Here is a 22,855-nt window from a genome sequence, read left to right on the forward strand (position 1 = left end):
CGATCCGGCCCTAAGGGCGGCTAAGTCGCAGCTGGTTGGCGAATGCGCGGACCATGGCGCGTCTGTGGGCAAAAGCGGTTTGAAAGTCCAGAGCCGATGGTGCCGATACCGGTTGGTAAGATTTGATCGGCTACCGCAGACGCAATGTACGGGCAATCTACCGGAGCGTCATGCTGCAATTGATCTACGTCAGTACCGCGCGCAACGGGCTGACGGTCGACCTCGACGATATTCTCGCCAAGTCGCGCCGCAATAATCGCCGCGACGGGATCACCGGCCTGCTCCACGCCAAGGGCCGGCGCTTCCTGCAGGCGCTGGAGGGAGATCCGGCGAAGGTCGAGGCGGCCTATGCACGAATCGCGACCGATCCACGTCATTTCGCGCTTGTGGTGCTGTCGCGACGCCCGGTCGAGGCGCGCGAGTTCGGGGATTGGGCCATGGCCGCCGATGACGGCAAGGGCGGTGCAGTCGCGCAGGTCGCGCAACTGGTCGAACATGCCGCGCCCAGCGTTCGCGGCACCTTCGAAGGATTTGCCGGGATGCGCGCGGCCTGAACCGCGCGCACCGACCGATCAGGCTGCGACGAACGCGGCGTTGATGGTCAAGTCTACCTTGTCCGATACCGCCGGCACCGCAAAGCCGAGGCCGAACTGGCTGCGCATGATGCTTCCGGTGGCGGTGAAACCGACATTCTTCTTCTTGTTCATCGGATTCTCACCCGCGCCCATGAAGCGGACGGTCAACTGGACCGGCTTCGTCTGGTCCTTGATCGTCAGGTTGCCGGTCATCATCCAATGGTCGCCCATCGGCTGGATGCGGGTCGAGACGAACTTGGCGGTCGGATAGGTCGCCACATCGAAGATATCCTTCGACTTCAGGTGGTTCGCGAATTGCGGGCTGGTGACGGTCAGCGAATCGGCGATGTTGAAATCGATGCTTACCTTGGTGGCGGCGAGGTTCTTGGGGTCGATCGTCGCCATGCCGCCGGTCGCGCCGAACAGGCCGTCGAGCATCGTGAAGCCCATATGGTTGACCTGCCACGCGACCTGCGTATGGGCGGTGTCGACGGTGTAGTTGCCGGCGGTGACGCGGGCCTTGTCGGGGGCACCCGGCATCTGGGCGACGGTCGGGGCGGCAACCGCGAACAGGGCGGCGGCGAGGATCAGGGGCGTGCGCATGGAAAATGTTCTCCGGTCGAGACGAAAATCGATGCGCCTTTGTCGGTGGCGCAGCGTTTCGGGTCAAATACTGGATGCGAAACGATCGGTTTCGGTTTCGGTGCCGTGCGAGGGTGCTCTGTCCGGGCCGCACCTATGTCGCCGGTTTGGGTGAAGGAGGTTGCCTTATGCACCTCGTCATTCCGGCGTAGGCCGGAATCCATTGTGTCGGAGGCTGTCGATCGATCCGCGACCTTACCGTGTCCATGGGTCCCGGCCTCCGCCGGGACGACGAACGATATCGGCAAGTCACCCGTCGTTCCCGCGTAGGCGGGAACCCATACACGCGGCGCTTGTGCTGGAGCCGCGGCGGTAGCGTTTATGGATTTCCGCCTTCGCGGGAATGACGAGGGAGGGGGCACTGGCCCGCCCGCCCGCCCGTCGGTCGCGACAAAGCCGCGCCCCGAAGGGCGGGCTTTGTCGCGCCGGCCGGTTGGCCGATCAGTACGAACTAACGTCGTTAGTTCTTGGTCTGATCGACCAACTTATTCGCACCGATCCACGGCATCATCGCGCGCAGCTCCGCACCGGTCTTCTCGATCGGATGCGCCGCCGCCTGCTTGCGTGCCGCCTTCAGCTCGGGCTGACCGGCGCGATTGTCGAGGACGAAATTCTTCACGAAGCGGCCCGACTGGATGTCGGCGAGGACTCGCTTCATTTCCTTCTTGGTTTCGTCAGTGATGATACGCGGGCCGGTGACGATGTCGCCATATTCGGCGGTGTTCGAGATCGAATAGCGCATGTTGGCGATGCCGCCCTCATACAGCAGGTCAACGATCAGCTTGGTTTCGTGGAGGCATTCGAAATAAGCCATTTCCGGCGCGTAGCCGGCCTCGACCAGCGTTTCGAACCCGGCCTGGATCAGGTGGGTGACGCCGCCGCACAGCACGGCCTGCTCACCGAACAGGTCGGTTTCGCATTCCTCGCGGAAGTTGGTTTCGATGATGCCCGACCGACCGCCGCCGACGCCGCTCGCATAGGCGAGCGCGATGTCGTGCGCGTTGCCCGAAGCATCCTGATGGATCGCGACGAGGCAGGGCACGCCGCCGCCCTTCACATATTCGCTGCGCACGGTGTGGCCGGGGCCCTTCGGCGCGATCATGATGACGTCGACATCGGCACGCGGCTCGATCAGGCCGAAATGGACGTTCAGGCCATGCGCGAAGGCGAGCGCCGATCCCGGCTTCAGGTTCGCGTGAATGTCGTCGGCATAGATCGCCGCCTGATGCTCGTCGGGCGCGAGGATCATGAGGATGTCGGCCCATGCGGCGGCCTCGGCATTCGGCATCACCTTGAAACCGGCACCTTCAGCCTTGGCGGCGCTGGCCGAACCCGGACGCAGCGCAATGGCGACGTTCTTGACGCCCGAATCGCGCAGGTTCTGCGCATGGGCATGGCCTTGCGACCCATAGCCGAGGATCGCGATCTTCTTGTCCGAGATCAGGTTCAGATCGGCGTCGCGATCGTAATAGACACGCATGATGATTTCCCTCTTAGATCAGGTTCGTCACCCGAGCGAAGGCTGGGGGCTCGTCCCGCGAACCGCTCGCTTGCGGACGGAGAGCTCAGCCTGCGCTGGGGTGACGGGATGGTTGCGAATAGGTTTCAGGCGGCCTCTCGTCCGCGGGCGATGGCGGCGATGCCGGTGCGAGCAACCTCGACCAGACCGACTTCGGCCATCAATTCGGTGAACTTGTCGATCTTTTCGATCGATCCGGTTACCTCGAACACGAAACTCGACACGGTCGCATCGACCACGCGCGCGCGATAGACTTCGGCCAAGCGCAACGCCTCGATCCGATGCTCGCCGGTGCCGACGACCTTGACCAGCGCCAGCTCGCGCTCGACATGCGCGCCCTGCACGGTCAGGTCGACGACCTTGTGGACGGGCACCAGCCGGTCGAGTTGGGCGATGATCTGTTCCATCACCGGCGGCGATGCGCTGGTGACGATGGTGATGCGGCTAACCGCCTTGTCGGCGGTGATTTCCGACACGGTCAGGCTTTCGATATTATAGCCACGGCCCGAGAACAGCCCGGCGATGCGCGCGAGGATGCCGGGTTCGTTGTCGACGAGGACGGCCAGCGTGTGCCGTTCGGTCTGTTCGGTCTTGATGTGCATTCTGAAAATTCCTCCCCGGCACGGGGAGGGGAACCGCTCGCGCAGCGAGTGGTGGAGGGGGTTCCCCACCAACGCTATCGCCTGCCGCACTCCCCCTCCACCAAGCCGCTTCGCGTCTCGGTCCCCCTCCCCGTGCCGGGGAGGATCTGGGATTTACACCAGCGCCTTGGCTTCGTCGTCCATTTCGCCCGAGACTTCGTTCGCCTGCAGGATCATGTCGGTATGCGCCGCGCCGCTGGGGATCATCGGGAAGCAGTTGGCCAGCTTCGCCACCATGCAGTCAACGATCACCGGGCCGTCATGGTCGAGCATGGCCTGAATCCCGTCCTCCAGCTGGTCGGGCGTTTCGATGCGAATACCCTTCCAGCCATATGCCTCGCCCAGCTTTACGAAGTCGGGCAGCGAGTCCGAATAGCTGCTCGAATAGCGCGAGCTGTAGGTCAGCTCCTGCCACTGGCGGACCATGCCCATATATTCGTTGTTGAGGATGAAGATCTTCACCGGCAGCCGGTACTGCGTCGCCGTCGCCAGCTCCTGAATGTTCATCTGGATCGACGCCTCGCCGGCGATGTCGATGCACAGCGCCCCCGGATTTCCGAGCTGCGCACCGATCGCGGCGGGCAGGCCATAGCCCATCGTGCCGAGACCGCCGCTGGTCAGCCACTTGTTCGGTGCTTCGAAGCCGAAATGCTGGGCCGCCCACATCTGATGCTGGCCGACCTCGGTCGAGATGATCGGCGCGCGATGTTTGGTCGCGGCGTACAGCGCCCGGATCGCGCGCTGCGGCATGATTTCCTTGGTCGATTCCGGGAAGTCGAGGCAACGCTTGGCGCGCCAGCCCTCGATCTTCGCCCACCACGCCTTCAGGTCGGGCTTGGGATGCTGGCGCGATTTCCACACCCGCACCATGTCCTCCATCGCGTGGCCGGCATCGGCGATGATGCCCAGATCGGCGCGCACGATCTTGTTCACGCTCGACCGGTCGATATCGATATGGACCTTGCGGCTGCGCGGGCTGAAGGCATCGAGCCGCCCGGTCACCCGGTCGTCGAAGCGCGCACCGATGGCGATGACCAGATCGGCCTCGTTCATCGCCATATTCGCTTCATAGGTGCCGTGCATCCCCAGCATCCCCAGCCAGCTCGGGCTGGAAGCGGGCAGGGCACCGAGACCCATCAACGTCGAGGTGACCGGCGCACCCGACACCCGGACCAGTTCACGCAGCAGTTGCGACGCGCCCGGACCCGAATTGATGATGCCGCCGCCGGTATACAGCACCGGCCGCTCGGCCGCCGCCAGCATGTCGACGACCTGCTCGATCTGCGCCCGGTCGGCCTTCACCTTCGGACGATAGGTCTTGTGCTGGATCGGGCCGGGCTTGGTGTAGCGCGCGGTCGCGACCTGCACGTCCTTGGGAATGTCGACCACGACCGGGCCGGGGCGGCCGGCGGTGGCGATATGGAACGCCTCGTGAATGACGTGGCCGAGCCTGGCCGGGTCCTTCACCAGATAATTGTGCTTGCAGCAGTGGCGCGTGATGCCGACGGTATCGGCCTCCTGAAACGCGTCGGTGCCGATCAGGGCGGTCGGGACCTGTCCGGTGATGACGACCATCGGGATCGAATCGAGCAGCGCGTCGGTGATGCCGGTAATCGCGTTCGTCGCCCCCGGACCCGAGGTGACGAGCACGACGCCCGGCTTGCCCGTCGAGCGAGCATAGCCCTCCGCCGCATGGGTCGCGGCCTGTTCGTGGCGGACGAGGATGTGCTTGATCCGGCTGTGTTCGAACAACGCGTCGTAGATCGGCAGCACCGCGCCGCCGGGATAGCCGAATACGACTTCCACGCCGAGGTCGACGAGGGCCTCGACCAAAATGGCGGCTCCACTCTTCTCGGTCATGGGTCTTCAACTCCTCAATATTTTCGCAGGCGCGAATAGCACCGTTGGAGCAGCGTCGCTAGTCGCCATAAATGTACGTGTCAACCATCTTTAACGTAATAAAATGTCGAATTGACATGATAACGCGCATGTTTCGGTTTCGCTGGTGCGAAGCCAATCGGCCGGTGGCTGGTTGCGGAACCATGTATACTGCCGTTTGGCATATTGCCGCGTTGCGAAGCGCGCTTCGCGCAGTGCTTCATCGCGGGTCCATTCACCCTTTTGCCAGCGTTCGATCTCGATCACGCCGATGGCGCGGCGGACAGAAGCCTGTGGCGCGATGTCGTTGCGCGCCAGCAACGTGGCGACTTCCTCGACTGCCCCGCCGTCGAACATGGCTGACAAGCGGCGGTCGCAGCGTCCGGTCAGCCAGTCGCGTTCGGGCAGCAGGATCATGGTCGACAGCGTGATGCGGTCGCCGATCCCGCCGGTCCGGTCGCGCTGCCAGTCGGCCAGCGTCCGACCGGTCGATCGCACCACTTCCAGCGCGCGGGCAATGCGGGTGGTGTCGGCCGGGTTCAGCCGGGCGGCGGCTGCCGGATCGGCGACGCTGAGCGCCTCGGTTGCCTCGGCCACCGGCAGCGCACGGACGGCCTTGCGGATGGCGGGATCGATCTCGGGGACGGGCGCGATGCCGTCGATCAGGGTCCGCAGATACAGGCCGGTGCCGCCGACCAGCACCGGCAGCTTGCCTGCTGCATGTGCGGCGTTGATCTCGCGGATCGCGTCCTTCGCCCATGCCGGCGCGGAATAGCTGTTTGCGCCGTCGACATGGCCGAACAGGCGGTGCGGTGCCTGCGCTTCTTCATAGGGCGACGGGCGCGCGGAAAGGATGCGCAGGTCGCGATACACTTGTGCGCTGTCGGCATTGATGACGACGCCGTCATGCGCCCGGGCGACCGCGATCGCCAGCGCGGACTTGCCGCTGGCGGTCGGGCCTGCGATGAGCGCGACCCTCGGACGGTCAGGAGATTTCGCCATGTTCATCGCCACGCTGATAGCAGCCGAATCGATCGCCGCGGGCGATATTTCCGCCGCCGCCGATCGGCTGGACGTGGCCGGCTGTCTGGTCGAGGGCTGGACGTGGATCGACGAAGGCCGCGCCGCCGATATCCGGTTCGCCAGCGATGCCGCCGCAGCGCGGGGCGCGATCGAAGGCCTTGTTGCCGGCACCGACGTCGCGGTGCAGCCCGCCGCCAATCGCGAGAAGACGCTGCTGGTCGCCGACATGGATTCGACGATGATCACCGTCGAATGCATCGACGAACTAGCCGACTATGCCGGGATCAAGGCGCAGATCGCCGAGGTGACCGAACGGGCAATGCGCGGCGAACTCGACTTCGCCTCGGCGCTCGATGCCCGCGTCGCCCTGTTGGCAGGGCTGGAGGAAAGCGCGATCCAGCGGTGCCTCGACGAACGCGTCAAGCTCATGCCGGGGGCCAAGACGCTAATCCGGACGATGCGTGCTCGCGGCGCAACGACGATTCTCGTGTCGGGCGGCTTCACCCGTTTTGCCGAGCCGGTCGGCACCGAACTAGGTTTCGACCGGATGATCGCCAACCGCTTGCTGATCGAGGATGGCAAGCTGACCGGCAAGGTCGCGAAGCCGATCGTCGATGCGACGACGAAGGAAGTCACGCTGCTGGGTGCGATCGATGAACTCGGCATCGACGGGCAATCGACGCTGGCGGTCGGCGACGGGGCCAACGACCTGCCGATGATCCGCCGCGCGGGGCTGGGCGTCGCCTATCACGCCAAGCCGATCGTCGCTGCCGAGGCAGGGGTGCGGATCGACCATAATGACCTGACCGCATTGCTGTATATGCAGGGGATCGCGCCATCGGAGTGGGTGCGCGGCTGATCGCCGCGCGCGAACGGTATTACCACGCGTCGCGAGCGGCCGTCACATTGCGATGTCGGCGCAGGCTTGCGGCAGCCCGAGCGCCGATCTGCGCCATCAGCAGCAGCGCGGCGGGGATTACCGCTTTACCGGGACGCAGGTCGTCGGGCGGATCGTGGCGCAGGCGCGGGTCGCCTCGGCGCTGCTGGCGAATGGGCCGATCTGCAACCGGGTGACGCCGCCGGCATCGTCGTAAAAGGGCTGTCGGCCCGTGAACTTGCCCGCGACCTCGGTCCATAGCCGCCGCGCATTGCCCGCATCGCGGAACGCGCCGAGTTGCACCCGCCAGTTGCCGGTGGCGACCGGAGACGCTGGCGGAGCGGCGCGAGGGACCGGCCTGGGGGCGGGGGAGGCCTTGGCGACCTGCGTTGCCTTGGGTAGCTCGGGCGTGGCGGGCAGGGCGGGGCGTCCGGCATTCCGCTCCAGATCGCGCGCCATCGCCAGCGCCGCCTGCCGGTCGGGCAGCGGGACATACCGGTCCATCTGCGCCAGCGTCGCCGCCGCCTGCGGCAGTCCCGCCGACGATGCGCGCGTCATCAACGCATAGGCGCGCCGCCAGTCCTTCGGCACGGCGTCGCCGTTGAAGAGCATCGTCCCGAGGACGAACTGGCTTCTCGCCTCGCCGCGGTTTGCCGATTTTTCGAGCCATTGAACGGCTTCGGGGCGTTTGCCGTTCTGGAAAAGGATCAGGCCGTAATTTTCCTCGGCCTGCCGGTGCCCCTGTTGTGCGGCGCGGGCATACCATTGTTCGGCTTCGGTCAGGTTCATTGGCACGCCGCGACCGAGCTTATAGGCCTGCCCCAGATTAAACTGCGCATCGGCATCGCCCGCGACCGCCGGTTCGCGCCATTCGCCGACCGCCGTCGTCCAGTCGCCCCGCGCCCACGCCTCCACGCCAGCCTTCACATCGGCAAGCGCCGGCACCGCCAGCATCGTCGCCGCCAGAGCCGCCCCCATCGCACCGCGCATCCAAGTCCCCCTTGCGATCATCGCCGTCCATTATCAGCGCTTGCCGGTCGGCGGAACGGCTTTCGCGATCGGTCGCCTCCGTACGGGACGTTAACCGCATTTTAGGCCTGTCCGTGCCAATCCCGGCTGCAAGTGAAGGGAGACGTAAGCGGCATGCGCGTTCTGGCGGTGGCATCGCAAAAGGGGGGATCGGGCAAGACGACATTGTCCGGGCATCTCGCCGTGCAGGCCGAACGGTCGGGCGCGGGTCCGGTCGTCATGGTCGACATCGATCCGCAAGGCTCGCTGGCCGACTGGTGGAACGCGCGCGTCACCGACGAACCGGCGTTCGCGCAGACGCTGGTCGCGCGGCTGGCGGCCGATCTGGAAACGCTGCGTGCCCATGGGTTCAAGCTGGCAGTGATCGATACCCCGCCGGCGATCACCATGGCGATCCAGAGCGTGATCGCCGTTGCCGAACTGATCGTGGTGCCGACCCGGCCCAGCCCGCACGACCTGCGCGCGGTCGGGGCGACCGTCGACCTGTGCGATCGTGCCGGCAAGCCGTTGGTCTTCGTGGTCAACGCGGCGACTCCGGGTGCGAAGATCACTGCGGAGGCGACGATGGCCCTGTCGCAACACGGCACGGTCGCACCGGTGACGGTCCATCACCGCGTCGATTTCGCATCGTCGATGGTCGACGGGCGGACGGTCATGGAGATCGATCCGACGTCGAAGTCGAGCGCCGAAATCGAGGGGCTATGGAACTATATCCACGATCGCCTCGAAAAGAATTTCCGGCGTACCGTGTTCGCCGTGCCGACGTTGGCGGGTGGTCCGCGTCCTGCCGGGGGCTTCGGCCGTCGGGTGCGGGGCTAGCCATGGCTACACCGCGCAATCCCACACAGATCAATCCCGGCCTGCTGGCCCGCAAGGGCGAGGCACGTCCGGCGATGCGCCCGCATGGGACCGGCGATGCGACCGATCCGGGTGACGATCTCGGCTGGAACGATCTGGGCGAGCCGACGATGCCGGTTCCCGCCGTCCTGCGCGAACGGGCGATGCTGCATGCCGCGCCGTCGGCGGAGGAAGGATCGATCGTCCTGACGCTCGATGCCGACCGGCTGTTGCGGTTGCGGCTGGCGGCGACGGTACGCAACCTTTCCCCGGAGGCGTTCGTTCGCGAAACGCTCGATCGGTCCCTCCCGTCGACCTCCGACATCGCGGCGCTCGTTCAGCGCCTTGCCCCCGATGGGGCCGCAAAGGGCACGCAATGAAGACCCATCTGCTCATCTCGGTCGGTCTGGCCACGGCGATGCTCGGCGGCTCGCTGGCACTGGTCGCCAGCGGGAGCGTGGCGGTGGCATCGTCCGAACAGACTATGGCGCAGAAGCTGGCGGGCAAGGCGGCCAAGGCGCTGGCGAAGCGGCACGGCGATGAAGCGGTGACCCTCGCCGAACAGGCGGTCACGCTCGCGCCGCGCGATCCCGGTTATCGCACGCTGCTGGGCAAGGCCTATCTGCAGGCGGGGCGGTTCGCCTCGGCCACGCAGGCGTTCAGCGACGTGCTGGCGCTGAACCCGGCCGATGGTCGCGCCGCGCTGAACCTTGCGCTGGCGCAGACCGCGACCGGCGAATGGGTGGCGGCGCGCGAGACGCTGACCGCACATGCCGCGCGGATCGCCAATGCCGATCGCGGACTGGCGCTGGCGCTGGCGGGTGATCCGGCCGGGGGGATCGCGTTGCTCAGCGAAGCGGCCCGCGATCCGGCGGCGACCGCGACGATGCGACAGAATCTTGCGCTCGCCCTTGCGCTCGATGGACGTTGGGTCGAAGCGCGGACCGTGGCGTCGGTCGACATGTCGCCCGAACAGGTCGATGCGCGACTGGTCGAATGGGCGGGTTTCGCGCGGCCGCAATCGGCGGCGCAGCAGGTCGCGGCACTGCTCGGCGTGACGCCGGCGGTCGATCGCGGGCAGCCGACGCAACTGGCATTGTCGGCACCGGGCGATGCCGCGCCGGTGGCGGTCGCGCTGGTCGAGCCGGTCCTTGTCGAGCCGGTAGCCGCGCCGACCGGGGTGGCGAGCGTGATCCGCCCGGCCATCACCTTCGCACCACGGCAGGAAATCGTGCAGGCGCTGCCGAGCGATTATCGAGGGGCCCGTGGCAGTTCGATCGGCCCGGTCCGCATGGCGGCGGCTCCGACATCGCGCGATGCCGGCGGCTATTATGTGCAGCTCGGTGCGTTCGATACCCCGGCGGTCGCCCGGTCCGCGTGGCGACGTTTGAGCCGAAACGTACCCCGGCTTGCCGGAATGTCGCCACAGGGTATGCAAGCGAGCGTCCGTGGTGCCAGTTTCTACCGGCTGTCGGTCGGCGGTCTCGCCCATGCCGATGCCGCGGCGTTGTGCGGTCGCGTGCGGGCAAAGGGCGAACGCTGTTTCGTTCGTACCCACGCCGGCGAGCAACTGGCGAACTGGGCCCGCCCCGAACGCCTCGCCTCGCGCTGAACCAGTTTCCCGAGCCTCTCCCAGGAGGAGGCGGCGCGTTCCCTTACAGGAACGCGCCGCCCTTTATCACCCGGACCGCGCGGCCCTGCACCGGCAGGCCGTCGAACGGCGTATTCGCCGCCTTGCCCGCCAGAGCGTCGGCGCGGACCTGCCACGGCGTATCCTGATCGACGACGATCAGGTCGGCGGGCGCTCCGGTGGCCAAGGTGCCGGTATCGAGGCCGAGCAGGCTTGCCGGGTTCCGCGCCAGCAGCGCGAAGAGGCGGTCGAGTTCGATCAGCCCGTCGCGAACCAGCCCCAGCCCGAGCGCCAGCAGCGTCTCCGCCCCCGCCATGCCGGGTTCCGAATCGGCAAAGGGCAGGCGCTTGGCTTCGGGACCGCGCGGATCATGCCCCGAACACAGGACGTCGATCGTCCCGTCGGCCAGCGCGGCGCGCGCGGCGCGACGATCGCCTTCGTCGCGCAGCGGCGGCGAGAGATGGGCGAAGGTCCGGAAATCGCTCATCGCGATGTCGGAGAAATAGAGATGGGCGGGGGTGATGCCGCAGGTGACGCGAACGCCGCGTCGCTTGGCCGCCCGGATCAGGTCGAACCCGGCGGCGGTCGTCACCTGCCGGAAATGCAGCCGCGCGCCGGTGTCTTCCGCCAGCATCAGGTCGCGCGCGATGGCCAGTGCTTCGGCGATGGCCGGCGCAGCGGGCAGGCCGAGCCGCGTTGCCGTCTCGCCGGACGTCGCCACCGCGTCGCCAGCAACGCCGCCGTCCTCGGCATGGGCGACTACGACCAGATCGCAGTCGCGGGCATAGGCCAGCACCTTTCGCATCACGCCGCTGTCGGCGATCCAGCGCCGCCCGGTCGCGACCGCCACCGCACCCGCTTCGGCATTGATCGCCATTTCGGCGAGGTCGGTGCCGCGCAGCCCCTGAGTCGCGGCCGATAGCGGGTGGATCCAGATATCGGGCTTGCCCATATGCGCTGCCCGCGCGACGATGCCCGGATCGTCGAGCACCGGTGCCTGATCGGGCATCAGTCCGACGCGGACGATCCCGCCCGCCCGGCAGGCAGCGGCATCGATGCCGAACACGCCGAGATCGACGATCGCGGGTGCCAGCAGCTTGCCGGTGATGTCGATGCGTTCGGCGTTCGAAACGTGCGAGGCGATCGTATCGCCGCTTACGGCCAGATCGCCGCTACGCACGCCGCTATCGGGACAAACCAGCGTGCCCCCGGTAAAGATCATGCTCATGCCCAGCCCTCCACGCCACGGCTGCGCCGGGTCAGCACGTCGAGGCACGCCATGCGCACCGCGACGCCCATTTCGACCTGTTCGGTGATGGTCGAGCGTTCGGGATCGTCGGCGACGTCGCTGGTAATCTCAATCCCCCGGTTCATCGGTCCCGGATGCATGACGATCGCGTGCGGCTCGGCCCGTTTCAGCCGTTCGCGGGTCAGGCCGTAGCGGAGGTGATATTCGCGGGTCGACGGAATGAAGCCGCCGTTCATCCGCTCATTCTGCAACCGCAGCATCATCACGACATCGGCCCCCTCCAGCGCGGCGTCGAAATCGGTGAAGGGGGTGACGCCCATCGACTCGATCGCCTGCGGCATCAACGTCGTCGGCGCGACGACGCGGACTTCGGCGGCGAGGGTGGTGAGCGCGAGGATGTTCGACCGCGCGACCCGGCTGTGCAGGATGTCGCCACAGATCACGACGCGCCTATGGGCGATCTCCCCCAGCCGCCGGCGGATGGTCAGCGCATCCAGCAGCGCCTGGGTCGGATGTTCGTGCCAGCCGTCGCCGGCATTCAGCACCGGGCAATCGACCTTGTCGGCGATCAATTGCACCGCGCCTGACGAACCGTGGCGGATGACGATCACGTCGGCGCGCATAGCGTTCAACGTGACGGCGGTGTCGATCAGCGTCTCGCCCTTCTTCACGCTCGACTGGCCGGCGTGCATGTTGACCACGTCGGCCCCTAGCCGCTTGCCGGCGATCTCGAACGACAACAGCGTGCGCGTGCTGTTTTCGAAGAATGCGTTGATCTGCGTCACGCCGTCCAGCCGGTGGTCGCTGGGACCGCGGCTGCGATTGGCGTCGATCCATTGTTCGGCTTCGTCGAGCAGGAACAGGATCTCATGGGGCTGCAACCCCTCGATCCCGGTCAGGTGGCGATGCGGGAAAACGGCACCCCCATCGATCATGGCGGCGGGGCGGTGGTCTGAGCTATGCATCGAGGCGACCGGTTAAGCCGGGCCACGCGCTCGCGCAAGGTCAGCCGAGCGGAACGTTGACCAGCGCGTCGATCGCCCCTTGCAGGATATAGGCGGCAGCGAGCTTGTCGACGCGTTCGGCGCGTTTGGCGCGGCTGAGATCTTCGGCGATCATCTGCCGTTCGACCGCGACCGTCGACCAGCGTTCGTCCCACAGGAAGATCGGCAGGCCGCTATCGTCGAGATTGCGGGCGAATGCCCGGATCGACTGCGTTCGCGGCGAATCGGTGCCGTCCATGTTGAGCGGCAGGCCGACGACGATGCCGCGCACCGATTGCTGGCGGATCAGGGTCGTCAGCTGCGCCTTGTCGGCGGTGAATTTGGTCCGGTTGATCAGGATCGCCGGGCTGGCGAAGCTCCATCCGGCATCGCACAGCGCGGTGCCGATCGTCTTGGTCCCGACATCGAGGCCGATCAGCCGGCCACCTTCGGGCAGCGCGTCGCGAAAGACGGCGCGGTTTTCGGTAATCATCGTCTCTCCCACGCCGCCAGCCGGCGCAGGGCGTCGGCGCGGACATTCGCCCAGAACAGGCTGTAGTCATACACGTGCCAGTTGTTGCCCGGCAGCACATAGGGGCCGAGATCGGGCGGGCTGTCGCCGATCAGCAGGAAACCGCGTTCGTCGCAACGGGCGGGGACCAGCCCTGGCGTGATCGTCGCGTCGGCCAGTTCCTTGTCGGGGATCAGCGTGCCGCGATTGGCGCTGGCGGGTGCGGCAGCGTTGGCGGTGCCGGTCAGCGGGTTGGTACACACCATCGGCGTGCCGCTGCGCGGACGTCCGTCGAACCCGGTCGATGCGTCATATCGCTCGACGATCAGTGCCGGGTCGGCGGGTTCGGCGAAGCTTTGCCACGACAGCAGACAGCGCGCCTGATCGGCGGTGGTGCATTCGGGCAGGCCGAGCGCGGTCAGGTCGGTCGCCTTCGATACCGGCCAGCCGACGACATAGGCGGCGACAATGCGGCGGGCGAGCGGGGTGCCGGCAACCTTCTCCCGCAGCAGTCGCGTCAGGTGCAGCGCGCCCTGGCTGTGGCCGGCGAGGATGATCGGGCGCTTCGGATCGGCTTCGGCGACGAACGTATCGAACGCCGCCGCGACGTCGCGATAGGCGAGGTCGAGCGCCTGCGTGGCTGCGGCGTCACCGGTCAGGAAGGCACCGAACGCCGCTTGACGATAGCGCGGTGCCCAGACGCGACCGGCGGCGCTGAACGCGCTGGCCTGTCCGCGCAGGAACACCTGCGCCCGTCCGTTCGATTCGCGATCGTCGAGCGCGGCGTTCCAGCGATCGGTGCCGACGAACGAGGTCGGATGAACGAAGAAGATTTCGGCATTGCCCGGTGCCGTCGGTGCGATTCCCTGCGGCAGCCAGTCGACCGGCGTATCGGTCAGTCCCGGCCGGGCGAACCACAGGGTGCGGTCGGCATAGGCGTTGGCCGGCATCGCCGGTTCGGCGCGGAACGCGACACCCGGGACCATCGCCCGGCGCAGCAGGTCATTGCCGAACAGGCGAAAGGCGAACAGCGCGGCGATCGCCAGCACGATCAGCGCCGCCACCAGATACAGGAATTTGCGCGCCAACCCCGTCTCCGCCGTTATCGCGGCCTTGGTGGGGGAAGCGGCGTTCCCACGCAACCGCTTTGCGGTGCTTGTGGGGGGCTCGCCGGGATGCTAGCCGCCCATGTCATGTCCGTCGAACCTGCAACCGTCAAACGCGTGGCCGGCCTTGCCCGTATCGCGATCACCGATGCCGAAGCCGAAAAGCTGGCACCCGAACTCGGCAATATCCTCGGTTTTATCGAGCAACTGGGCGAGGTCGATACCAGCGGCGTCGAACCGATGACCGCGGTCATCCCCAACCATCTGCGCCTGCGCGACGATGTCGTCACCGATGGCGATGTCCGCGACCGCGTGCTCGCCAATGCGCCGCAGGGCGAGCATGGCTTTTTCACCGTTCCGAAAGTGATCGAATAGTGTCGAACCTGACCGACCTTGGCGTCGCCGCGATCCGCGACGGCGTGCGCGGCGGCGATTTTTCCGCCCGCGACGTCGCCGATGCGTTCATCGACGCGGTGGCCGCTGCGAAGCCGCTCAACGCCTTCCTTGTCGAAACTCCCGACCATGCGCGCGCCGCTGCGAAGGCGGCCGACGATGCGCGCGCCGCCGGCGAGACGCTCAAGCCGCTTGCCGGCGTGCCGATCGGCATGAAGGACCTGTTCTGCACGCAGGGCGTGGAGACCACGGCCGCGAGCGACATCCTGAAGGGCTTCGTGCCGCAATATGAATCCACCGTGTCGGGCAATTTGTGGAATGCCGGCGCGGGGATGCTGGGCAAGCTGAACCTCGACCAGTTCGCGATGGGGTCTTCGAACGAAACCAGTGCGTTCGGCAACGTCATCTCGCCATGGCGTCGGCCGGGCGATACCGCGCCGCTGGCACCGGGCGGTTCGTCGGGCGGTTCGTCGGCGGCGATCGCGGCGCGGCTGTGCCCCGCGGCGACCGGCACCGATACCGGCGGTTCGATCCGTCAGCCGGCCGCGTTCGTCGGGATCACCGGCATCAAGCCGACCTATGGCCGCTGCTCGCGCTACGGCGTCGTCGCCTTCGCCTCGTCGCTGGACCAGGCGGGGCCGATGGCGCACGATACCCGCGACTGCGCGATCATGCTGGAGGCGATGGCCGGGTTCGATCCCAAGGATGCGACCTCGCTCGACCTGCCGGTCCCGGCATGGGAAGCGGGGCTGAACGCCGACCTGCGCGGCAAGCGCGTCGGTATCCCGAAGGAATATCGCGTCGACGGCATGCCCGCCGAGATCGAGGCGCTGTGGCAGCAGGGCATCGACTGGCTGAAGGATGCCGGCGCGGAGATCGTCGAGGTCTCGCTGCCGCACACCAGATATGCGCTGCCGGCCTATTACATCATCGCGCCCGCAGAAGCGTCGTCGAACCTCGCACGCTATGATGGCGTGCGCTATGGTCAGCGGGTGCTGCCCGAGGGTGCCGGACTGCAGGACATGTATGCCGCGACCCGCGCCGCGGGCTTCGGCGACGAGGTGAAGCGCCGGATCATGATCGGCACCTATGTGCTGTCGGCCGGTTTCTACGACGCCTATTATACGCAGGCGCAGAAGGTGCGGACGCTGATCGCGCGCGATTTCGAAGCGGCGTTCGAACAGTGCGACGTGCTGCTGACCCCCACCGCGCCGTCGGCAGCGTTTGCGCTGGGCGAAAAGAGCGCCGATCCGATCGCGATGTATCTGAACGACGTCTTCACCGTGCCGTCATCGCTGGCGGGCCTGCCGGCGATGAGCGTGCCGGGTGGTGTCGACAAGGACGGGTTGCCGCTCGGCTTGCAGATCATCGGCAGGCCGCTCGATGAACAGGGCGTGTTGAACGCCGGGCTGGCGATCGAACAGCGGGCCGGGTTCGTCGCGCGTGCGGATAAATGGTGGTGAGCCTGTTCGACCTGTTCGAAGCGCTTGGCGACCTTGCCGGGTTCTTCGACTGGTCGGGCAAGCGCAGGGATGATCGTCCTGCCCGCCGTCGACCCATCGATCGGCAGATGAAAACGGAACGGCGCGAACGGCATCGGCTGTTTCGACGCCCAGAACGTGGATTGAATGAGAATGACTGAGTCCACCTATCGCATCCGTGGCGCGACCGGCGACTGGGAGGTCGTGATCGGCCTCGAAGTCCATGCCCAGGTCACGTCGAATGCCAAGCTGTTCTCCGGCGCGGCGACCGCGTTCGGTGCCGAGCCGAATACGCAGGTGTCGCTGGTCGACGCGGCGATGCCGGGCATGTTGCCGACGCCGAATCGCGAATGCATCCGGCAGGCGGTGCGGACCGGGATGGCGATCGATGCGGTCATCAACAAATGGTCGCGCTTCGACCGCAAGAATTATTTCTACGCCGATCTGCCGCAGGGCTATCAGATCAGCCAGCTCTACCACCCGCTGGTCGGCGAGGGGTCGGTCACGGTCGTGCTCGACGAAAAGAATCCCGACAGCCCGACCAAAACGATCGGCGTCGAGCGCATCCATGTCGAGCAGGATGCCGGCAAGCTGATGCATGACCAGCATCCCACCCGGTCCTATGTCGACCTCAATCGCTCGGGCGTGGCGCTGATGGAAATCGTCAGCCGTCCCGACATGCGTTCGCCAGCCGAAGCAGGGGCTTATCTGTCGAAGCTGCGAACGATCCTGCGCTATGTCGGGTCGTGCGACGGCAATATGGATCAGGGGTCGATGCGCGCCGACGTCAACGTCTCGGTCCGCCGCCCTGGCGAGGAACTGGGCACGCGGACGGAGACCAAGAACGTCAACTCGGTTCGGTTCGTGATGGCCGCGATTGAATATGAAGCGAACCGGCAGGTCGCGGTGATCGAGGATGGCGGCCGCATCGTGCAGGAAACCCGCCTGTTCGATCCGGACAAGGGCGTGACCCGGTCGATGCGGTCGAAGGAAGACGCGCATGATTATCGCTACTTCCCCGACCCCGACCTGCTGCCGCTCGAACTCGACGATGCGTTTCTCGACGAATGCCGTGCGAGCCTGCCCGAACTGCCCGATGCCAAGCGCAATCGCTATGAAGGCGAATTGGGCCTGTCGGCGTACAACGCCGCCGTACTGACCGCCGAGGTCGAAACGGCGCGCTGGTTCGAGGCGCTGCTGGCCGAATGCGGTTCGGACGTACCGGCAAAGTCCGCCGCCAACTGGTTGATTTCGGACCTGTACGGGGCGCTGAACCGGTTGGGCAAGGGCATCGTCGACAGCCCGGTTTCGCCGGCACAGGGGGCGGAATTGCTGAAGCTGGTCGCCGACGGCACGCTGTCGGGCACGCTGTCGAAGCAGGTGTTCGAAATCATGCTCGAAACCGGGCAGGGGGCGAACGCGATCGTCGAGGAACGCGGCCTCAAGCAGACCAGCGATACCGGCGCGATCGAAGCGGTGATCGCCGAGGTCATGGAAAAGAATGCCGACAAGGTCGCCGACTATCGCGCCGGCAAGGACAAGCTGTTCGGCTTCTTCGTCGGTCAGACGATGAAGGCGATGGGCGGCAAGGCGAATCCGGGTGTGGTCAACGATCTGTTGAAGAAGGCGCTGGGATGATGCGAACGATGCGACGCGCGCTGCTGGTGGCGCTGGCATGGGCAGGACCTGCGCTGGCACAGGCACCGGTTGCGGCACCGGCCGAAACGCCGCTGCCACGCGTCGCGATCGTCACGACGGCGGGGACGCTGGTCGTCGAGGTGGAGACGAAGCGCGCGCCGATCACCGCCGCCAATTTCCTGCGCTATGTCGATCAGAAGCGGCTCGACGGCGTCAGCTTCTACCGCATCGTCAAGGTCGGCCCCGAGTTCGGCTTCGTCCAGTTCGGCCCCCACACCGACGCGAAACGGTATCTCCCGCCGATCAAGCACGAACCGACGACGCAGACCGGTCTCTCGCACACCGATGGTACGCTATCGGTCGCGCGACTCGGCGTCGGAACGGCGCGGGGTGAGTTCACGATTTCGGTTGGAGACCAGCGGCGTTCGCTCGATGCCGCACCCGGCGTACCGGCCGACGGGCAAGGCTATGCAGCCTTCGCGCGGATCGTCGAGGGGCGCGATGTCCTGACGAAGATACTCGATACGCCGGTCGATCCGGCCAAGGCGACCAATGGCGCGTTCAAGGGCGAAATGCCCGCCGCGCCGGTGAAGGTCATCACCGCGCGGCGGGTCGTTTCGCGCTGACCTATTGGCCGTCGCCTTCCTGATTGCGGACGACGCCGCCCGACCCGCCGGCGCTGTCGGGTGAGACGGTCGGTTCGGTCGGTGACGTGGTTCCGGCGTAGGTACCGCCCCGTTCGACGTCGCCGTTGACGGTGTCGACCGCCTTTTCGATGTCGCTGCGGCGATCGGTGTCGCCTTCTGGCGGGCTATCGGGATGGCTGCTGCGATCGCGGTCGCTCATGTCAGTTCCCATCCATTACGGGTTGCCCGGGTACCGGCGTCACGCCGGGGTCGCCGCCAGGCATGGGGGAGGGCACGTCGATGTCGGGGCCAGGCACGTCGATTTCCGGCGGCGGGGCGGTCGGTTGTCCCGGCTCGGTTTGCGGTGCCGGATATTCGGGCGGTGGCGTGGTCGGTGCGACGCCGGGATCGGGGGCGGGAGTTTCGGCGGGAATGGGTGGTTCTACGGGCATGAACGCGCTCTCCTTCATTTCCCTCAACGCCTTCCGTGGACGCGGGTTGCGGCATCGTCGCAACTCTGCGAAGCGTGGCGACTTGCCCCGGCGTGCATGGCTGCTATAGACGCGCCCGTGCCGGCGGCGTCCGCTCGGCGGGCGTGGCGGAATTGGTAGACGCGCTGGATTTAGGTTCCAGTATCGAAAGATGTGGGGGTTCGACTCCCTTCGCCCGCACCAGTGACGCCGCCGCCCGGTCGAGGCTGGAGCCGCCCCGAATCGATTCCTTTGACGAAAGCTTCGAGAATGCAGACTGTCGAGACGTTGAACGAGGGCCTGAAGCGCGCCTACACGCTGACCATCACCGCGGCAGATATCGACTCAAAGGTCGATGCCGAGGTCAAGCGCGTTGCCCCGACCGTGAAGATGCCCGGCTTCCGCCCCGGCAAGGTGCCCACGAACCTGGTTCGCAAGATGCACGGCGAGGCGCTGGCGCAGGACGCGCTCAACAGCTCGATCCAGGACGGCATCCAGACGCTGATCGCCGAACAGAAGCTGCGCCCGGCCACTGCCCCGCAGGTGTCGCTGGACGGCACCTATGCGCCCGGTCAGGACGCGGCGGTCACGGTTTCGCTGGAAGTCCTGCCCGACGTGCCGGCCCCGGCGATCGACGGGCTGACGCTGGAGCGCCTCACCGTTCCCGCCGACGAAGCGGTAGTCGATCAGCAGATCGAGCAGCTCGCCAGCAACAACAAGCGCCATGACGACGCCGAGGAAGGCCATGAAGCCGCGACCGGCGATCTGGTCGTGATGGATTTCGTCGGCAAGGTCGACGACGTCGCGTTCGACGGCGGCACCGGCGAAGGCATGGCGATCGAGATCGGATCGGGTCGTTTGATCCCCGGCTTCGAAGACCAGTTGGTCGGCGTGAAGAAGGGCGACGAAAAGACGATCAATGTCACCTTCCCCGACGACTATCAGGCTGAAAACCTGAAGGGCAAGGCCGCGACCTTCGACCTGAAGATCACCGACGTGAAGGTGCCTGCCGAAGGCGGTCCGGACGACGAGTTCGCCAAGTCGCTGGGTCTCGAAAGCCTCGAGCAGCTGCGTGGCCTCATCAAGGGGCAGATCGAGCAGGAGCTCAATGGCCTGACCCGCACGCACATGAAGCGCAAGTTGCTCGATCAGCTTGCTGCGGGCCATGATTTCGAAGTGCCGCCGTCGATGGTCGAAGCCGAGTTCGAGCAGATCTGGGCACAGCTTCAGCATGAAGCCGGCCACGAAGCCGATCCGGAAGCCGCCCGTGCCGAGCTGGAAGCCGAGCGCGAGGATTATCGCCAGATCGCCGTCCGTCGCGTCCGCCTCGGCCTGCTGCTGTCGGAAATCGGCCAGGCCAACGGCATCGAGGTCAGCCAGCAGGAAATGCAGCGCCTGATCATGCAGGCCGCGCAGCAGTACGGCCCGGAAGATCGTCAGCGCTTCATGCAGTATGTCCAGCAGGAGCCGATGGCGGCCGCCCAGCTGCGTGCCCCGCTGTATGAGGACAAGGTCGTCGACTTCCTGTTCGGCAAGGCCGAGATCACCGACCGCGAAGTGTCGCGCGAGGAACTCGAAGCCGCGATCGAGAGCGAGGAAGGCGCGGTGCCGCATGTGCACGGCCCGGATTGCGGTCATGATCACAGCCATGACCATGACCACGCTGCGCCGAAGCAGGTAACGGCCAAGGACGTCGAGCCGGCAGCGCCCGACGCGCCGGCCGAAGCCGAAGCGCCCAAGAAGAAGGCCGCGACCCGCAAGGCGCCCGCGAAGAAGGCGGACGACGCGCCGGCCGAAGCCGCCGACGCGGAAGCCGAGCCGGCACCGGCCAAGAAGCCGCGCGCCAAGAAGAAGGTCGAGACCGAAGCCGAAGAAGGCTGATCGCGCCCGACGCAACGGCATAACGGCATAACGGCCGTCCGCTTCCCGAACGGAAGCGGGCGGCCTTTTGCTGTCGGGATGCTTGCTTTCGGCGACGCGGGATGTTGTACGCCCCGGCATGTCCATGACCGTCGCCGTCCTGCTGCCCTGCTATAACGAAGAAGCCGCGATCGCGGCGACCGTCGCCGAGTTCCGCGCCGCGCTGCCGCAGGCGACCGTCTATGTGTACGACAACAACTCCACCGATCGCACGATCGAGGTCGCGCAGGCGGCCGGCGCAGTGGTGCGGACCGAGCGCCTGCAGGGCAAGGGTGCGGTCGTCCGGCGGATGTTCGCCGATATCGACGCCGATATCTATGTCATGGCGGACGGCGATGCGACCTATGACGCGGAGGCTGCCCCGCAACTGGTGGCGCGGTTGATCGACGAACAGCTCGACATGGTCGTGGGCCAGCGGGTGAGCGAGGCCGTACTGGCCTATCGGCGCGGCCACCGCTTCGGCAATGCCATGCTGACGGGCATGCTCGCCCGGTTGTTCGGCCGGAGTTTCACTGATATCCTGTCGGGATACCGGGTATTTTCGCGCCGGTTCGTCAAGAGTTTTCCGTCGCTGTCGGCCGGGTTCGAGATCGAGACCGAGATCAGCGTCCATGCGCTCGAACTGCGCATGCCCGTCGCCGAGATCGCCACGCGCTATTTCGCCCGTCCGGAGGGATCGGCGTCGAAGCTGTCAACCTATGGCGACGGCTTCCGCATCGCCCGCACCATCGCGACGCTTTACCGGATCGAGCGGCCCTTGTGGTTTTTCGGTGCGATCGGGCTGGCGCTGGCGGTGCTGGCGGTGATCCTCGCGGTGCCGCTCGCCATCACCTATGCCCGGACCGGACTGGTGCCGCGCTTTCCGACCGCGATCCTTGCGACCGGCCTCGTGATCCTGGCGTCGCTGTGCCTGTTTTCGGGATTGATCCTCGATACCGTCGTACGCGGCCGGCGCGAGGTTCGGCGGCTTGCCTATCTCGCGCACCGCGCACCGGGTGGCCGCTAACCATCTTTCCGGGTGCGCTGCGGCGGGGTAGCCTCTTGCGTCGCCTTCCGCGAGCGCCGATGTAGGGGTCGAAATCTACTCAGCGGGAACCCAATGCAGGATATTCACGACGGCCTCGTCCCTATCGTCATCGAACAGTCGAGCCGCGGCGAGCGCAGCTTCGACATCTATTCGCGCCTGTTGCGCGAACGCATCGTGTTCGTGACCGGCGGCGTTGAGGATCACATGGCCTCGCTGATCACCGCCCAGCTGCTGTTCCTCGAATCGGAAAATCCGAAGAAGGACATCTGGATGTACATCAACTCGCCGGGCGGCGTGGTGACGGCCGGCATGGCGATCCACGACACCATGCAGTATATCCGCCCGCGCGTCGGCACGGTCTGCATCGGACAGGCGGCGTCGATGGGCAGCTTCCTGCTGGCGTCGGGGGAACCCGGTATGCGGGTCGCCCTGACCAACGCACGCATCATGATCCACCAGCCGTCGGGTGGCGCGCAGGGCATGGCGTCGGACATCGAGATCCAGGCCAAGGAAATCCTGCGTATCCGTCGCCGGATGAACGACCTGTACGCCAAATACACCGGCAAGCCGCTGGACGTGATCGAACGGGCGATGGACCGCGACACCTTCCTCGAAGCGGATGAGGCGCGGGAATTCGGGCTGGTCGACCAGGTGTTCGACAAGCGTCCGGGTGCGCCCGAGGAAGCAACCCCGGCAGCCTGAAGCGGATCGTCCGACCGCGCCTCAACCGGCGGCGCGGTCGGATAAAGTTTTAAGGCATTGCCGGATATGTGCCTGTGTGTATCCTGACAGGCGGCAAG

25 protein-coding genes and 1 tRNA gene are annotated in these 22,855 nt (G+C 66.4%); 14 read left to right on the plus strand and 12 right to left on the minus strand.

The genetic code is table 11. The features are described from left to right. Positions 1-170 precede the first annotated feature (170 nt). Complete coding sequence (locus ASE70_RS12825; RefSeq protein WP_056400898.1) at positions 171-554, plus strand: BLUF domain-containing protein; 384 nt, start codon at positions 171-173, stop codon at positions 552-554. A gap of 18 nt (positions 555-572) precedes the next feature. On the opposite strand, the gene ASE70_RS12830 is transcribed toward ASE70_RS12825, so the two are convergent. From ASE70_RS12830 to miaA, 5 genes are all read right to left on the minus strand, one after another. Further along, positions 573-1,178, minus strand: a complete 606-nt coding sequence (locus ASE70_RS12830; RefSeq protein ID WP_056505486.1) for a YceI family protein — start codon at positions 1,176-1,178, stop codon at positions 573-575. 499 nt (positions 1,179-1,677) lie between these two features. Next, entirely contained in the window at positions 1,678-2,697 is a 1,020-nt protein-coding gene (gene ilvC, locus ASE70_RS12835) for a ketol-acid reductoisomerase (protein ID WP_056505492.1), read from the minus strand. Positions 2,698-2,822: 125 nt separating this feature from the next. Next, positions 2,823-3,338 carry an acetolactate synthase small subunit gene (gene ilvN / locus ASE70_RS12840; protein WP_056505494.1) on the minus strand — a complete coding sequence of 172 codons (516 nt, stop codon included), beginning with the start codon at positions 3,336-3,338 and terminating at the stop codon, positions 2,823-2,825. Between the two features lie 153 nt (positions 3,339-3,491). Beyond that, positions 3,492-5,237, minus strand: coding sequence for an acetolactate synthase 3 large subunit (locus ASE70_RS12845; RefSeq protein WP_056505497.1), 1,746 nt, complete (start codon positions 5,235-5,237; stop codon positions 3,492-3,494). 90 nt (positions 5,238-5,327) lie between these two features. After that, positions 5,328-6,257, minus strand: coding sequence for a tRNA (adenosine(37)-N6)-dimethylallyltransferase MiaA (gene miaA / locus ASE70_RS12850; RefSeq protein WP_235519893.1), 930 nt, complete (start codon positions 6,255-6,257; stop codon positions 5,328-5,330). Between miaA and serB the strand changes: the two genes are divergently transcribed. Then, positions 6,256-7,137 (plus strand): phosphoserine phosphatase SerB, encoded by an 882-nt coding sequence (gene serB / locus ASE70_RS12855; RefSeq protein WP_056399626.1) that lies wholly within the window; start codon positions 6,256-6,258, stop codon positions 7,135-7,137. The genes miaA and serB overlap by 2 nt on opposite strands. A 117-nt stretch (positions 7,138-7,254) precedes the next feature. Here serB and ASE70_RS12860 read toward each other — a convergent pair whose 3' ends face one another. After that, complete coding sequence (locus ASE70_RS12860; RefSeq protein ID WP_056399628.1) at positions 7,255-8,145, minus strand: SPOR domain-containing protein; 891 nt, start codon at positions 8,143-8,145, stop codon at positions 7,255-7,257. Between the two features lie 153 nt (positions 8,146-8,298). Between ASE70_RS12860 and ASE70_RS12865 the strand changes: the two genes are divergently transcribed. From ASE70_RS12865 to ASE70_RS12875, 3 genes are read left to right on the plus strand one after another with little or no spacing between them, the layout of a single operon-like run. Then, on the plus strand, positions 8,299-9,003 hold the full coding sequence (locus ASE70_RS12865) for an AAA family ATPase (RefSeq protein WP_056399630.1): 705 nt from the start codon (positions 8,299-8,301) through the stop codon (positions 9,001-9,003). A 2-nt stretch (positions 9,004-9,005) separates the two neighbouring features. Next, positions 9,006-9,401, plus strand: coding sequence for a hypothetical protein (locus ASE70_RS12870; RefSeq protein ID WP_056399633.1), 396 nt, complete (start codon positions 9,006-9,008; stop codon positions 9,399-9,401). Continuing rightward, positions 9,398-10,633: an SPOR domain-containing protein gene (locus ASE70_RS12875; protein ID WP_056505505.1), complete on the plus strand. Its 1,236-nt coding sequence runs from the start codon at positions 9,398-9,400 to the stop codon at positions 10,631-10,633. Before ASE70_RS12870 ends, ASE70_RS12875 begins: the two co-directional genes overlap by 4 nt. Positions 10,634-10,676: 43 nt before the next feature. Here the strand turns inward: ASE70_RS12875 and ASE70_RS12880 are convergent, their stop codons facing one another. From ASE70_RS12880 to ASE70_RS12895, 4 genes are read right to left on the minus strand one after another with little or no spacing between them, the layout of a single operon-like run. Beyond that, positions 10,677-11,879: a dihydroorotase gene (locus tag ASE70_RS12880; RefSeq protein ID WP_056505508.1), complete on the minus strand. Its 1,203-nt coding sequence runs from the start codon at positions 11,877-11,879 to the stop codon at positions 10,677-10,679. Next, positions 11,876-12,865: an aspartate carbamoyltransferase catalytic subunit gene (locus ASE70_RS12885; RefSeq protein WP_056399644.1), complete on the minus strand. Its 990-nt coding sequence runs from the start codon at positions 12,863-12,865 to the stop codon at positions 11,876-11,878. Before ASE70_RS12885 ends, ASE70_RS12880 begins: the two co-directional genes overlap by 4 nt. Positions 12,866-12,905: 40 nt before the next feature. After that, complete coding sequence (gene ruvX, locus ASE70_RS12890) at positions 12,906-13,376, minus strand: Holliday junction resolvase RuvX (RefSeq protein WP_056399731.1); 471 nt, start codon at positions 13,374-13,376, stop codon at positions 12,906-12,908. Then, complete coding sequence (locus tag ASE70_RS12895; protein ID WP_056505510.1) at positions 13,373-14,482, minus strand: DUF3089 domain-containing protein; 1,110 nt, start codon at positions 14,480-14,482, stop codon at positions 13,373-13,375. Before ASE70_RS12895 ends, ruvX begins: the two co-directional genes overlap by 4 nt. Before the next feature lie 105 nt (positions 14,483-14,587). On the opposite strand from ASE70_RS12895, the gene gatC reads away from it, so the two are divergent. Genes gatC through ASE70_RS12920 form a run of 5 tightly spaced genes read left to right on the plus strand, consistent with a single transcriptional unit; the run spans position 14,588 to position 18,638 of the window. Continuing rightward, positions 14,588-14,875, plus strand: coding sequence for an Asp-tRNA(Asn)/Glu-tRNA(Gln) amidotransferase subunit GatC (gene gatC / locus ASE70_RS12900; protein ID WP_056399654.1), 288 nt, complete (start codon positions 14,588-14,590; stop codon positions 14,873-14,875). Continuing rightward, on the plus strand, positions 14,875-16,356 hold the full coding sequence (gene gatA, locus ASE70_RS12905; RefSeq protein ID WP_056505514.1) for an Asp-tRNA(Asn)/Glu-tRNA(Gln) amidotransferase subunit GatA: 1,482 nt from the start codon (positions 14,875-14,877) through the stop codon (positions 16,354-16,356). The genes gatC and gatA overlap by 1 nt, the downstream gene beginning before the upstream one ends. Further along, positions 16,353-16,535, plus strand: coding sequence for a hypothetical protein (locus ASE70_RS12910; RefSeq protein ID WP_156356221.1), 183 nt, complete (start codon positions 16,353-16,355; stop codon positions 16,533-16,535). The genes gatA and ASE70_RS12910 overlap by 4 nt, the downstream gene beginning before the upstream one ends. Beyond that, positions 16,528-18,012, plus strand: coding sequence for an Asp-tRNA(Asn)/Glu-tRNA(Gln) amidotransferase subunit GatB (gene gatB, locus ASE70_RS12915; RefSeq protein WP_056505523.1), 1,485 nt, complete (start codon positions 16,528-16,530; stop codon positions 18,010-18,012). Before ASE70_RS12910 ends, gatB begins: the two co-directional genes overlap by 8 nt. Next, entirely contained in the window at positions 18,009-18,638 is a 630-nt protein-coding gene (locus ASE70_RS12920; protein ID WP_082451017.1) for a peptidylprolyl isomerase, read from the plus strand. Before gatB ends, ASE70_RS12920 begins: the two co-directional genes overlap by 4 nt. 1 nt (position 18,639) lies before the next feature. On the opposite strand, the gene ASE70_RS12925 is transcribed toward ASE70_RS12920, so the two are convergent. Beyond that, positions 18,640-18,858, minus strand: a complete 219-nt coding sequence (locus tag ASE70_RS12925) for a hypothetical protein (RefSeq protein WP_056505526.1) — start codon at positions 18,856-18,858, stop codon at positions 18,640-18,642. A 1-nt stretch (position 18,859) separates the two neighbouring features. Beyond that, the gene (locus tag ASE70_RS19305; protein ID WP_082451031.1) at positions 18,860-19,090 is read right to left on the minus strand and encodes a hypothetical protein; all 231 of its coding nucleotides are present in this window, start codon (positions 19,088-19,090) and stop codon (positions 18,860-18,862) included. A 137-nt stretch (positions 19,091-19,227) separates the two neighbouring features. Here ASE70_RS19305 and ASE70_RS12930 point away from each other — a divergent pair. From ASE70_RS12930 to ASE70_RS12945, 4 genes are all read left to right on the plus strand, one after another. Then, positions 19,228-19,312 (plus strand) — tRNA-Leu (locus tag ASE70_RS12930). Positions 19,313-19,378: 66 nt separating this feature from the next. Next, positions 19,379-20,989 carry a trigger factor gene (gene tig, locus ASE70_RS12935; protein ID WP_056505529.1) on the plus strand — a complete coding sequence of 537 codons (1,611 nt, stop codon included), beginning with the start codon at positions 19,379-19,381 and terminating at the stop codon, positions 20,987-20,989. A 118-nt stretch (positions 20,990-21,107) separates the two neighbouring features. Next, positions 21,108-22,034 carry a glycosyltransferase family 2 protein gene (locus ASE70_RS12940; RefSeq protein ID WP_056505531.1) on the plus strand — a complete coding sequence of 309 codons (927 nt, stop codon included), beginning with the start codon at positions 21,108-21,110 and terminating at the stop codon, positions 22,032-22,034. 93 nt (positions 22,035-22,127) lie between these two features. Next, complete coding sequence (locus ASE70_RS12945) at positions 22,128-22,757, plus strand: ATP-dependent Clp protease proteolytic subunit (protein WP_056399668.1); 630 nt, start codon at positions 22,128-22,130, stop codon at positions 22,755-22,757. Positions 22,758-22,855: the final 98 nt, after the last annotated feature.

The organism is Sphingomonas sp. Leaf22 (genome assembly GCF_001421715.1).
Classification (GTDB): Bacteria; Pseudomonadota; Alphaproteobacteria; order Sphingomonadales; family Sphingomonadaceae; genus Sphingomonas.